At 47.4% G+C, this 12,239-nt stretch carries 12 protein-coding genes; 8 read left to right on the top strand and 4 right to left on the bottom strand.

From position 1 onward, the window contains the following. Positions 1-89 precede the first annotated feature (89 nt). The gene (locus KNP04_RS02765) at positions 90-749 is read left to right on the top strand and encodes a DUF429 domain-containing protein (RefSeq protein WP_214874590.1); all 660 of its coding nucleotides are present in this window, start codon (positions 90-92) and stop codon (positions 747-749) included. Positions 750-759: 10 nt separating this feature from the next. Here the strand turns inward: KNP04_RS02765 and ytvI are convergent, their stop codons facing one another. Continuing rightward, positions 760-1,893, bottom strand: a complete 1,134-nt coding sequence (ytvI, locus tag KNP04_RS02760; RefSeq protein ID WP_214874589.1) for a sporulation integral membrane protein YtvI — start codon at positions 1,891-1,893, stop codon at positions 760-762. Positions 1,894-1,978: 85 nt separating this feature from the next. Here ytvI and KNP04_RS02755 point away from each other — a divergent pair, with 85 nt between their 5' ends. Together KNP04_RS02755 and KNP04_RS02750 are read left to right on the top strand one after the other, a co-directional pair. Then, entirely contained in the window at positions 1,979-2,761 is a 783-nt protein-coding gene (locus KNP04_RS02755) for a MazG nucleotide pyrophosphohydrolase domain-containing protein (protein WP_251129811.1), read from the top strand. Between the two features lie 132 nt (positions 2,762-2,893). Beyond that, complete coding sequence (locus KNP04_RS02750; protein ID WP_251129810.1) at positions 2,894-4,801, top strand: N-acetylmuramoyl-L-alanine amidase family protein; 1,908 nt, start codon at positions 2,894-2,896, stop codon at positions 4,799-4,801. An 87-nt stretch (positions 4,802-4,888) separates the two neighbouring features. Here the strand turns inward: KNP04_RS02750 and KNP04_RS02745 are convergent, their stop codons facing one another. Genes KNP04_RS02745 through KNP04_RS02735 form a run of 3 tightly spaced genes read right to left on the bottom strand, consistent with a single transcriptional unit; the run spans position 4,889 to position 8,682 of the window. Continuing rightward, positions 4,889-5,929 carry a ribonucleotide-diphosphate reductase subunit beta gene (locus tag KNP04_RS02745; protein ID WP_074033504.1) on the bottom strand — a complete coding sequence of 347 codons (1,041 nt, stop codon included), beginning with the start codon at positions 5,927-5,929 and terminating at the stop codon, positions 4,889-4,891. Further along, positions 5,886-6,392: a flavodoxin domain-containing protein gene (locus KNP04_RS02740; protein WP_214693399.1), complete on the bottom strand. Its 507-nt coding sequence runs from the start codon at positions 6,390-6,392 to the stop codon at positions 5,886-5,888. Before KNP04_RS02740 ends, KNP04_RS02745 begins: the two co-directional genes overlap by 44 nt. Positions 6,393-6,441: 49 nt before the next feature. Further along, positions 6,442-8,682 (bottom strand): ribonucleoside-diphosphate reductase subunit alpha, encoded by a 2,241-nt coding sequence (locus KNP04_RS02735; RefSeq protein WP_214694010.1) that lies wholly within the window; start codon positions 8,680-8,682, stop codon positions 6,442-6,444. 546 nt (positions 8,683-9,228) lie between these two features. On the opposite strand from KNP04_RS02735, the gene KNP04_RS02730 reads away from it, so the two are divergent. From KNP04_RS02730 to KNP04_RS02710, 5 genes are read left to right on the top strand one after another with little or no spacing between them, the layout of a single operon-like run. Then, the gene (locus tag KNP04_RS02730) at positions 9,229-9,459 is read left to right on the top strand and encodes a DUF1871 family protein (RefSeq protein WP_214874586.1); all 231 of its coding nucleotides are present in this window, start codon (positions 9,229-9,231) and stop codon (positions 9,457-9,459) included. 12 nt (positions 9,460-9,471) lie between these two features. Further along, a complete protein-coding gene (locus tag KNP04_RS02725) occupies positions 9,472-9,720 on the top strand; it encodes a NifU N-terminal domain-containing protein (protein WP_012726804.1) in 249 nt (82 codons plus the stop codon). Further along, positions 9,717-10,517 carry a glycosyltransferase family 2 protein gene (locus KNP04_RS02720; RefSeq protein ID WP_214874585.1) on the top strand — a complete coding sequence of 267 codons (801 nt, stop codon included), beginning with the start codon at positions 9,717-9,719 and terminating at the stop codon, positions 10,515-10,517. The genes KNP04_RS02725 and KNP04_RS02720 overlap by 4 nt, the downstream gene beginning before the upstream one ends. A 2-nt stretch (positions 10,518-10,519) precedes the next feature. Then, on the top strand, positions 10,520-11,014 hold the full coding sequence (locus KNP04_RS02715; protein ID WP_074033499.1) for an Lrp/AsnC family transcriptional regulator: 495 nt from the start codon (positions 10,520-10,522) through the stop codon (positions 11,012-11,014). Then, complete coding sequence (locus KNP04_RS02710) at positions 11,011-12,195, top strand: aminotransferase (RefSeq protein ID WP_214782077.1); 1,185 nt, start codon at positions 11,011-11,013, stop codon at positions 12,193-12,195. Before KNP04_RS02715 ends, KNP04_RS02710 begins: the two co-directional genes overlap by 4 nt. Positions 12,196-12,239: the final 44 nt, after the last annotated feature.

Genomic DNA, 12,239 nt, shown 5'->3' with positions numbered 1-12,239 from the left:
GTATACGGTTTGGCCGAACCGGATCTGGTTAGGATGTACAGTATTTTTCGCCGTGTTCGGCGTGTTGATGATGTTACAGGAGGTAAGACATGGTAGGAGTAGGAATTGACGGCGCACGCGGAGGCTGGGTGCGCATCACATACGATAGCATTTCCTTATGTTTGACGATTTCAGAAACGCTAGAGGAGTTGCTCATTGACGGTGCGATGCATTTCGTGGATATGCCGAAAGATTTAGGGACGGTCGACCATCCGAGTCGAGCGTGTGACGCATGGATGCGGAGCCAACTCGGCGAGCGGAAATCGTCCGTCTTCACCCCGCCGATTCAAGAAGTGCTTCATGAAGCGACATATGAGGAAGCGAACAAACGAAGTCGATTGTTGATCGATAAAGGGATTAGCAAACAGGCTTGGCATTTGGTTCCGCGTATCCGTGAGTTCCAGCATGTGTTAGCGGAGGACGTTTATGAATCTCACCCAGAAGTATGCTTCTCGGTCATGATGGGGCATGAGGCAAGTCATTCGAAAAAGACAGTCGAAGGGCAGGATGAACGAATCGAGTTACTTCGAAAATACTCGAAAAGCACTCCGTGGAAATGGAAAATGTCGAACGTCCAAATCGATGACATTATTGATGCTTGCATCTTAGCAGTAGCCGCCTATGAAGCGGGGACGAGTGGTCTTTCGTTACACCCGGCTGAAGCGAATGAGCCGAAAGTAGCTGTACCTCAAATGAAAGAAGAGCGATGAAATGTTGATTTCATCGCTCTTTTGCTGTCGTGGCAGACGGACCGATGATGAACCGCCACATATAATGAAAGACTTTAGCGTTGTATACAGCCTTTAGTAGTACGGCGAGTACGGGACCTAAGATGAAGCCGAATACACCGAATAGTTTTAGACCGACAAAAATCGAGATGAGTGCGGCAAGCGGATTCAACCCGATGTGGGAACCAACAATCTTCGGTTCAGCCAAGTTTCGTTGAACGATGACGATGATGTATAGGACAATCAATCCGATGGCGACGAACCAATCGCCCGATACTGCGGCATAGGCGGCCCACGGAATGAGTAGTGTACCGACACCTAAATAAGGTAAAAGGTCGAAGAACCCTGCGAGTAAAGCGAATGAGAGCGGATTGTCGACTCGGAGAATGAACATACCGACCAGCACGATTCCGAAGGTGATGGAAATGAGCGTCAGTTGTGCTCGGACGTAACCGAATAAAGCGGACTTCAGGTTGATCATGACTTCCTCGAACTCTTTAAAACCTTTGCGTTTATTCAGGCGATTTAGAGACGTCACGTATGAGGGCCAGTCTTTCGTAATAAAGAACCAGGCGAGCACAATGACGACGACAAGCAGCAGGACGAGTGGGAGTGCTGCCAACATGCCTTGTAGGACACTTGCCACACCACGGGATAAAACACCGATTGCGGCCGCGAGTTGGACACCGAGCTCTGTGATGCCGCCTTCTAATGAAGTCGTCTGTCCAGGATTCAATTGTTGATAGCTCTCGTACGCATCGTTGACGAGTGGTGCAATCTTTTCGTTGAACAAGCGCTGGACATATTCAGTGAACGTTTGGATTTGTTCAGGAAGTCGCTCCGCTGCGATTGTCGCATAATGAATCAATTGGATGATGACGATGGTGATGATGCCGACGACGATACTGAGGACGATCAACAACGAGATCAGTGTCCCGAGTGCACGCGGCATGTTGGTTTTTCGTTCGAAAAAATTGACGAGTGGAACGGTCAAGAGTGATAAGAGTAGGGCAAACACGAAAGGATACGTATATTCGAAGAGGATGTTCAGTACCCATGTAATCAAAAATAAGCCGATTACGACAAGTACGAACCGAAGCAGTTGCCAAAGTCTTACCGAAGACATGAAAAACCCACCCTTTCCGGACAGTTAGATTGAGCATAGTATATCATGTAGACGGTAAATAAAGCAGAAAGATAGGTGAATGAACATGAGAGAGATTCAACAAAAAATTGATACGATGATTCTTCATTTGGGAGGTTACTGGAGACCGTTATCGGGGCTGGCACGATTATTAGAAGAAGTAGGAGAAGTGGGAGGGGCGATGCGGAGAGAGTCAGCGGAGGAGCTAAAAGAAGAACTGCTCGATGTGCTCGTCATTTCCACGTGTCTCGCGAACCAGTATGCCATCTCACTTCAACAACAAGAAGCGGATGTAAGAGAAGTGACGAAAGAACAGTTATATTTTCAAATCGTAGAAGAGGCCGGCGAAGTGGCGAGGATATTGAATGCTTACGAAGGAGATAAAAAGCTGAAGCCAAATCGCCAAGGAGAGTCGTTACAGCTTCATATCGAGCAACTGCAACGTGCTGTGATTTCTTTAGGGGAACAGTGCAACTATGAATTGTTTGACTCATTGTATGCATTAATTGATGAAAAATCGACCCGTGACTTTGGGCGTTTCGATCATACACCGGATCCGATTACGGAAACTTCCGTCAGAACCTACGTCACGTATCAGTCTGGACGCTATTGGGGTGGGATTGATCCTAAACCTTTTGAGCGGTTTGACCGATATATGGAGAGAGAGAAACACGTCGAACGTTTTTTGAAAATTGCTCATATTGAGGGACTTGATGGATTTGTGATTCAACAATCAAAAGATGGTCTTTTATATGAAGATGGTTATGAATATCGGATTCCTGAAACCTTTCATATTGTAGAAGAAACTTACGAAAATCATCAATTCTTAGTCATCAAACCCCAACAATAAAAACATTTACCTTTTTATCAAAAACATTCATCTTTTTTTCAAATATTTACTTTTTTTAAAAAAGCATTATGCTAATATGAAGTTGTTGTTAGTAGGAAATGCCGCTAGAAGAAAGGAATATTTTGGATGAAAATGAAGCTTGTAAAAATCGCACTCATCTTAACGGTTCTCTTATTTGGAATGCAACTTCCTTCAGTTGAAGCCGCAACGTACGATGGGGAGACGACTGTGAATTTGAATATTCGTTCAACACCAAGTTTGAGCGGGACAGTCGTCAAGACATTGCCGAAAGGCACGAAAGTGAAATACGGGACGTATAATCAGTCCTGGCATAAAGTGTATGTCGATAGTCGTACATATTATGCATCGGCTCAATACATCCGCAAACTTTCTTCTCCTTCGAGTTCGTTGACGACTCAGTCAGCAACTTCAACAGGTGTGACAACCGAAAACTTAAACATCCGTGTCACATCACATCGTGCAGCCAGCATTGTCACGACGTTGAAAAAAGGGACAGAAGTCAAGTATGCCGTTCATAACTCTTCGTGGGCGAAAGTCTATTTGAACGGAAAGACATACTATGCTGCGAAGATGTACATTGCACCAAAATTGACAGATGCAACAGTGAACCGAACGGAAGGTTACGCAAACCGTGAAATGAAACTGTTTGCGATGCGGAGTCAAAGTTCAGCTGTGCAGAAGGTGTTACCGAAACATACAGTCGTCACTTCGAGCAAATACAACTCGAGCTGGTCGACCGTGTATATCGGAAACGCGACATACTATACGCCGACAGCGTGGATTACGCCTGGATCGCTCAAACCACAGATTGTCAAAGAGAATGGATACGCAAACCGAGAGTTAAAACTTTTTGTGATGCGAAGCCAAAGTTCTAGCGTAGCGAAAGTATTGCCAATCAATACTGCAGTCGTTTCAAGTAAGTACAATTCAAGTTGGTCGACCGTGTATATCGGGAATGCGACATATTATACACCGACAGCTTGGATCTCAACTTCTAAAACGGAAACACAACCACCTACAACAACGGAACCAAACGACGGATTGACTCAGGGATATGCTAACCGAAACGTCAACTTGTTCGGAAGAACGCATCAAAGTTCGCCAGTGCAACTTGTGCTTCCGAAATACACAGCTGTATCATACAAATCGTATAATGGAAGCTGGTCGACGGTTCACATCGGGTCGAAAGTCTACTACACGGCAAGCTCATGGTTGACTGCTGGGAAAGCTCCGGCTGAGCCTGAAGCGGCACCGAAAGGAACGGTATATATTAACACGCCAGGTGATGTGTTGAATGTTCGTTCTCAAGCGAGTCTTAACTCAAGCGTAGTAGGGAAACTCGATCATGGCACGGCTGTCGCTCATTATGGGACGGTAAATGGTTTCCACAAAATCAAATACAATGGAAAAGATGCTTACGTTTCTTCAGCTTTCGTCACAGCATCGAAACCGAGTGAATCTTCTGGAGCTGTCATCGTTCTTGATCCTGGACATGGCGGGAAAGACCCAGGGGCACTGAACGGTTCGCTCTATGAAAAGACGATTGTATTAGATGTATCACAACGTGTGGAAGCCTACCTTCGTTCGAAATACGGCTATACAGTTCGTCTGACACGTTCGACAGACGTTTACTTGACACTTGATCAACGTGTCGCTGCAGCGAAGTCGTTGCGTGGTGACTTATTCGTGAGTATGCACGTCAACGCAGCAGGTTCGTCAGCGGCAAAAGGATTGGAAACATTCTATTCGACACGTTCGGCCCACAGTGCACGTAGTAGCGTGTTGGCCTCGAACATTCAAAGCAACCTAGTCGGAAAGATGAGTGGGATGTCAAACCGAGGCGTTAAGACGGCAAACTATTACGTCATTACGTATAATACGATGCCATCAGCTCTCGTAGAGCTCGGATTCATCTCTTCTCCAACGGATTTGACGTATCTTCGCAGTGACGCATCCCGCCAACGTATGGCAGAGGGTGTTGCGGAAGGAATCGCTAAATACGTACAAACTTATCATTAATTCGAAAAACCTTAGACGAACGTGTCTAAGGTTTTTTTGATGCAACAAAAAAACCGAACCATGTAAAGGTTCGGTTGATCGCGTATCTTACAAATCGTCGAAACCGTTGGCGTCTGTCACTTTCGCATACGAACGCGATTTTTGTTCGAAGAAATCAGATTTTGTTGCGTTGAGCGAGTCGTCTGAGTATGCACGAATCCAAGGCATGACATCTTCGTCATATCCTTCGTACAAATCGTTCAGACCGATTACACGTAAGCGTTTGTTTGCCAAGTATTTGACGTAGTCACGCATCTCACTGACGTCGAGTCCATCGAGGTCGCGAAGGACGTATTCACACCACTCAATCTCAAGGTCGACGGCCTCTGCCATCGTATCGTATACGAATTGGCTGAACTGTCCATCCGCATCAATCTTTGGATTTTCAGTCAAAACGGCACGGAGCAACTGGCTGATGAAGTAAGAATGTTGCATCTCGTCACGCTGGATATAACTGATCATCGTTGACGTCCCGACCATTTTTTGATGACGGGCCAAGTTATAGAAGTAGGCGAAGCCAGAATAGAAGTTGATGCCTTCCAAAATGACCGAGGCTACAAGTGATTTTGCGAAATTCTCTGCGTTTGGCGTGTCGCGGAACTCTTCATATAAGTCCAGGATGAATTGGTTACGTTTCATGACCATCTCGTCATCTTTCGCAATATCAAAAATACGATTTTGTTCAGCGAGTGGGACAAGGCTTGATAAAACGTAACTGTACGATTGATTGTGTACGACTTCCTGTTGCGCGATGACGGCAAGTACGGCGTGCACGGATGAGTCTGACGAGAACATCGACGACTCGAGGATGTATCGTGTCTGGACAGAGTCGAGAATCGATAATAGTCCGATGATCCGTTTGAACGCGTCTTGTTCACGTTCCGTTAGTTGCGGCCACTGTTGCATGTCTTTCGACATCGAAATCTCATCTGGGATCCAAAAGTTTGAAAGCAACTGCTTATAAATCGTATAAAACTGAGGATATGCGATATCGTTCCAGTTCACGATTGAGCTTGTTTCGCCACCGATGATGGCGGTTGCCCGGTTAGGATGTTTGGGCGACAATAATTTGATTTTCTGAATCGACATGGTGCATGACTCCTTCTTCTACATTCTGAGCCATCCGTTCTGCCCAGTGCTGGACGTTGAACGGTTGGTTGCGAGGCGACTGCTCGATTTTAAGCAGTTCACCGGCTAGTGGGATTCCGTATTTTGAAAGGTGGTACGCCATCTCATCGACCGCTCGACAGAAGTGAACAAACATTTTATCACCTGTTCCGAATACGGCTGCCTGACGAATCGGTACATTCAATTCTTTCAGCACGAGACGGAACGTGTCCTTCATTTCATCCGGCAAGATGCCGTCTGCCCATGTGTAAGACCCGAAATAGACGAGGTCACATGACGCGAGAGACTGGGCTTCCCGATATCCGACCCGATCCGCGTCGTAGCGGACAACGTGGTCACCACGATGATGGTGGGTCGACTCGATGAGCGTCGCCACTTCTTCCGTGTTTCCGCTCATCGAATGACAAATGATTGCAATGTTCATGTCGTTAACCACCTTTCATTAAAAACGGACTAATGATGAATCGAACAAGTTATGAAGCACAAGACTCACATTCATCTACTTCAACGGTCGTTGAACGTGTGTAATAAATCGATTTCATACCGAGAGACCAAGCTTCTAAGTGCATCGCGAGAAGCTCTGTCGCTTTCACATCGTTCTTCACGTACAAGTTGAAGCTGATTGCCTGGTCAATGTGACGTTGACGCGATGCGTTTTGACGGATGCTCCATAGTTGATCGACTTCGAAAGCTGATTTATAGAACCAGTTCGTCTCAGGTGTCAAATCTGGCACCGTGACTGGAATCTTATAGTTCTTCTTCTCTTCTGAGTAGACTTTCTTATAGACCGGGTCAATCGAAGCGGTACTACCCGCGATGATAGCAGTCGACGAGTTCGGTGCCACAGCCATCATATAGGCGTTACGGACACCGTTTTGGTGGACGGCTTCTGCGAGACCATCCCAATCCAAATCATCGTGCGAGCGATAGTTCCGGCGCTTGAAGTATTCCCCTGTATGCCATTCCGATCCTTCGAAGACGCCGAACGCGCCTTTCTCCTTCGCGAGTTCCATCGAAGCTTGAATCGTGAGGTAAGCAATCTTCTCATAAAGTTTCTCTGCGTATTGAACGGCGTCGACCGATTCCCAGCGGATTCCTTCGAGGGCAAGCAAATGATGCCATCCGAATGTGCCGAGACCGACCGCACGATACTTCTGGTTCGTGATCATCGCCTGTGGCACTTCAATGGTGTTCAAGTCGATGACGTTGTCGAGCATACGCATTTGAATCGGGATTAGGCGTTCGAGCACGTCCGCTTTCACCGCACGGGCGAGTGCGATTGAGCTCAAGTTACAGACGACGAAATCACCTGGTGTTTTCGTGATGACGATTTTTCCGTCTTGTGTGTACTCTTCTTCAATCGTCGTTGCCGACATGTTTTGTGCGATTTCTGAACAGAGGTTCGAGCTATAGATCATACCGGCGTGTTTGTTTGGGTTTGCCCGGTTCACAGCGTCACGGAAGAACATGTACGGCGTACCTGTCTCAAGCTGTGAGCGCATGTAACGCTTCACGAGGTCGATAGCAGGTACAGTCACACGTGATAGCTCAGGTGTATTGACGCACTCCATGTATTTTTCGGTGAAGCTACCGCCGTTTTCCGTTTCGTCGAAGTAGTCCTCAAGGCTATATCCCATCACCGTGCGAATCTCATGCGGGTCGAATAAGTGCCATTCACCGCGTGCCTCGACCGTACGCATGAAGAGGTCCGGTAAACAGACTCCTGTGAACAAGTCATGTGTCCGAAGACGCTCGTCCCCGTTGTTCAACTTCGCATCTAAGAATTCGAAGATATCTTTATGCCAGATGTCGAGATATACGGCGATTGAACCTTGGCGCATGCCGAGTTGGTCGACAGAGACGGCCGTGTTGTTCAATTGTTTCATCCAAGGAAGGGCACCGCTCGAGACGCCTTTGAATCCTTTGATGTCACTTCCGCGTGAGCGGATTTTACCGAGATAGACACCGATTCCGCCACCGCCTTTTGAAAGGGTCGCCACGTCGGTGTTAGAGTCGTAAATGCCGCGAAGTGAGTCGTCGACTGTATCGATGAAGCAAGAGCTAAGCTGACCGTATGACTTACCGGCGTTCGATAACGTCGGTGTCGCGACGGTCATATAAAGGTTTGAGAGCGCCCAGTACGCTTCTTCGACGAGTTTGAGGCGTGTTTTCTCATCCTCTTTTTGCATGAGGGTCATCGCGATGACCATGAAGCGCTCTTGTGGAAGCTCGTATAAGTTCTTCACATGGTCGCGGCCGAGGTAACGGTCCGATAACGTGCGAAGTCCGATGTAGGTGAAGAGACGGTCGCGAGACGGGTCAATCAATGTCTCGAGGTGGTCCATATCTTCTTTTGAATACGTATCAATTAGTGCTGAAGTGAAGATGCGTTTTGATGTCAACGTCTCGATCAAGTGATGGAAGTTGCCGTAGCGCATCGACGCATCATAGCCACGATTGCGTGCCGCCTCGAGATAGAGACGGTTCAAATACATCTCTGTCGCCACGAACGTCCAGTCCGGTTCTTCGGCTTTCAACATATCGAGCGCATGCATCGTCAATAAGTCATATACTACATCTTGTGTCAGCGTCTTCGTCTCGAGCGCCCGAATCGCGCGTTCCTCGTAACGCTGTACACTTAAATGAGGATACCGTGTTTGGATAGATTGAATAAGAGAAGAGACATCAGCAAGCGTTGGCGCCGCTGGTAGCATCGTCTCGTGGTGGATAGGGGATGTCAAAATCGATCACTCCTTTAATAGATGTAGACGTTATGAAAGTATAATAAGAACTTCCTAACCTGTCACAATAATGTGTCAACGACCAAAATAGCTGTTAACTATATATTGACACATTTTAATCTTTTTAATCATAAAACACCTATATTTAGTTTTTCAATCCTTGACATTCGCGAATGTGCGAGTCGCTCTTTTGCTTTTGTTCGAAAAGGGCTTTATGGCCCGATTTGAGACGAAGAAATGAGATGAAAAATTTTTATAGATTCTAATTGCGCGTTTCTTCACAAAAAATGTATTCGACTTCATCAGCAAAAAAGGGATATTTGAATGCTATATGTAGGCACGAATGTATTGTATTTGACGTCGATCATCAGAATACCTGCATGAATCGATCAATACTAGATATAGTGTTTCGTCAAACCGTGACGAATGAATCCATTTGTCAAGGCTGGTATCCGAGCAAAAAGTAAGGTAGATTGATGAGGTAGGACACGGATTTCAACGAAAAGAAGGGTTTAACAAGTGCGTACAGAAGACTTATTATTAACATGGGACCCGCTCGGTTATGGAACAGGTTCATACGGACCGGAGTTCGATGAGGTGATGATGGCATTGACCTATGTCGAATCCCCAGAACAATTGACCGAGGTGATTCGCCGCACGCTTCTTGAGGCGTTCGATGAGTCTCCCCCTGAACAAGAAATCATGAAGATGGCGCAGCAACTATTCGCGTCGTCATCTTGCCAACTATAAGGAGGAAGAATAATGTTACGAATTGATCCAACACCAAACCCGAATGCAATGAAAGTCACACTTCCAGAGAACGTATTCGGCGCAAAAAGCCAAAGTGTGAAAGCAGGAGAAGCGACAGATCAGCCGCTCCTTGCGAAACTTGTCGAGATCGAAGGCGTCGAGAGTGTATTCGCATACGGCGACTTTGTAACCGTTTCAAAAGAGAATGGTGTGAGTTGGGAAGCAATCCTTCCACACGTTGAGACGGCATATCGCGGATGAACCCGATTGTCTCGATCGTCATTCCAGCCTATAAGCGCGAGATGGAATTGACGGAGCTGCTTGAAAGCTTAACGGTCCAAACGTTTCAGCAGTTCGAAGTCTTGGTCATGAATAATGAAGGGCCGCCAAAACAGCATATTTTGGCGCCTTTTTTGAATCAATTGGATGTGCGTGTCATTGAAGTCGGGGAGAATCATCACGTCCGTGCGCGGAATCGTGGCGTACTCGAAGCGAAAGGGAACGTCATCTTACTGTTAGACGATGATGATTTGCTTATGCCGACTCACCTCGAGGACGGTTTGCACGATCTTCAAGAAGCGGACTTCGTCTATACGGATGCCGAGCTATTCCGTTTTACATGGGAAGGCGGACGTCGAGTAGTGACGGACTGGGAACCGTTCGCATATGACTTCGACCGTGAGCGAATGCGAAAGGACTCGACGTTTATCCCGTCCGGTACGATGTATCGCAAATCAATCCATGACACAATCGGTCTCTTCGATGAAGACGTCTATAATTATTGGGACTGGGATTTCTTCTTGAGGGTCATGGAGACGTTCACCGTGTCCCATCCCGCTCGCGCGACGGTTCTCTACGCATTCAATGGAACGGACAACCTATCGGCAAAACAAGACGAAACGAGACGTCGTTACTTTGACCGCTTTTGTCAGAAGCATGGGCTGACAGACATGGGGATGAAGAATTTCCATATGGTCCAAGAGGAACGACGTCCATATGTGAGGCAGACAGAGAGAACGTTCACAGGCGTGTTACCTGGTCGGACGGAAGGAGAATAAGTATGTATTCATCAAAAGAACTTGAACTATTAGAGTTGTTAGAAGAAAAGGGCTATCTGGAGACGAAGATGTTGGCTGATTTGTTGGCGCTCGATGAAGAGACGATTGAGTCGATGCTCGAGAAGTTCAAACAAGATGGGATTTTGCTTGGTTTTCGGGCGATGGTCAATTGGCAAAAAATCAACCGGCATGATGTCACGGCCTTTATTGACGTCAAAGTTGCGCCGAAACGAGGCCGCGGATTTGATGATGTGGCCGAGCGTATTTATCGTTTCCCGGAAGTGACGGCCCTTTATTTGATGTCAGGTGCTTACGATCTTCAAGTCGTCATTCAAGCGAGCTCGCTTCAGGACGTAGCTTCGTTCGTCTCCGACAAGTTGTCACCGCTTGACTCGGTCTTATCGACGACGACACACTTCAAATTGAAGACGTACAAGCACGACGGGATTTTGTTTACCCCACAAACTGAAGACAAGCGGTTGAACATCACGCCATGAAGTCATTATCCAATCAAGTCGTCTCGATGAAGCCATCAGGCATCCGTCGTTTCTTTGATTTGGCGCAAACGATGGAAAACGTGGTCTCTCTCGGGGTGGGGGAACCGGATTTCATCACGCCTTGGAACGTTCGGGAAGCGAGCTATGTCGCACTCGAACAAGGATATACGGCGTATAGTGCCAATGCAGGACTCATCGAATTACGTGAAGAGATTGCTACTTATATGAAAGAACGATTTTCAGTCAAATACGATCCGGCATCGGAATTAATTGTGACGACAGGTGCCTCACAGGCGCTCGATATCGCATTCCGTGCCCTCCTGAACCCAGGAGATGAAGTCATCGTCGTCGAACCTGCCTTCGTATCTTACGGACCGCTCATCGAGATGGCGGGTGGGAAAGTTGTTCCTGTCGCCTGTCGTCCTGAAAAGGGTTTTCGCCTCGACCGTGATGATGTCGAGCGCGTGATCACCGAGCGGACGAAGGCGATTCTCCTCTGCTTCCCGTCCAATCCGACGGGAGCGACGATGAACGCCGACGAGCTCGCGCAAATCGCAGAACTCGCGACCAAGTATGACCTTTGGGTTGTCAGTGACGAGATTTATGCAGAACTTTGCTATGACGAGCCGTTCACGAGTTTCGCGACACTTCACGATATGCGGGATCGAACAATCGTCATCAATGGTTTCTCAAAAGCGTTCGCGATGACCGGATGGCGCCTCGGTTTCACCTGTGCCCCTGAAGTCGTGACGCGGGAAATGTTGAAGGTTCATCAATATGGCATGATGTGTGCCCCGACGCTTGTTCAATTCGGCGGACTCGAGGCACTTCGTTCACGTCATCAACACGTACCGAACATGGTGAAGAGCTATCGTCAACGTCGGAACTATTTCATCCAGGCGCTAAATGAGGCAGGTCTCCCGACACACGTGCCGGGTGGGGCTTTCTATGCTTTCCCGTCGATTCGACACACAGGGTTGACGAGTGAAGAATTTGCGGAACGTCTCTTGCTTGAAGAACGGGTCGCCGTCGTCCCAGGAAACGCCTTCGGCGAGAGTGGGGAAGGATTCGTTCGGGCGAGCTATGCGACGTCGCTCGAACAGTTACAAGAAGCGATTCGACGGATCCACCGATTCATGCAGCAATTCGAAGTCACAGCGGTCAAGGACTCTCATTCGTGAGGGTCTTTTGCCGTTTTAGCGATATAATGAAAGGGAAAAGACGG

The sequence above is a fragment of the Exiguobacterium sp. CH10 genome (genome assembly GCF_018617635.1).
GTDB lineage: Bacteria > Bacillota > Bacilli > Exiguobacteriales > Exiguobacteriaceae > Exiguobacterium > Exiguobacterium aestuarii_A.
Note: the sequence above shows the minus strand (reverse complement) of the source record. Positions and strands in the feature narration are given on the sequence as shown.

Bases quoted from the DNA above. Each gene is read 5' to 3' on its own strand.
- KNP04_RS02755 (WP_251129811.1), top strand. From the start codon at position 1,979: ATGAGAGAGATTCAACAAAAAATTGATACGATGATTCTTCATTTGGGA.
- KNP04_RS02720 (WP_214874585.1), top strand. From the start codon at position 9,717: ATGAACCCGATTGTCTCGATCGTCATTCCAGCCTATAAGCGCGAGATG.
- KNP04_RS02725 (WP_012726804.1), top strand. From the start codon at position 9,472: ATGTTACGAATTGATCCAACACCAAACCCGAATGCAATGAAAGTCACA.
- KNP04_RS02735 (WP_214694010.1), bottom strand. From the start codon at position 8,682: ATGCTACCAGCGGCGCCAACGCTTGCTGATGTCTCTTCTCTTATTCAA.
- KNP04_RS02710 (WP_214782077.1), top strand. From the start codon at position 11,011: ATGAAGTCATTATCCAATCAAGTCGTCTCGATGAAGCCATCAGGCATC.
- KNP04_RS02750 (WP_251129810.1), top strand. From the start codon at position 2,894: ATGAAGCTTGTAAAAATCGCACTCATCTTAACGGTTCTCTTATTTGGA.
- KNP04_RS02715 (WP_074033499.1), top strand. From the start codon at position 10,520: ATGTATTCATCAAAAGAACTTGAACTATTAGAGTTGTTAGAAGAAAAG.
- ytvI (WP_214874589.1), bottom strand. From the start codon at position 1,893: ATGTCTTCGGTAAGACTTTGGCAACTGCTTCGGTTCGTACTTGTCGTA.
- KNP04_RS02745 (WP_074033504.1), bottom strand. From the start codon at position 5,929: ATGTCGATTCAGAAAATCAAATTATTGTCGCCCAAACATCCTAACCGG.
- KNP04_RS02765 (WP_214874590.1), top strand. From the start codon at position 90: ATGGTAGGAGTAGGAATTGACGGCGCACGCGGAGGCTGGGTGCGCATC.
- KNP04_RS02740 (WP_214693399.1), bottom strand. From the start codon at position 6,392: ATGAACATTGCAATCATTTGTCATTCGATGAGCGGAAACACGGAAGAA.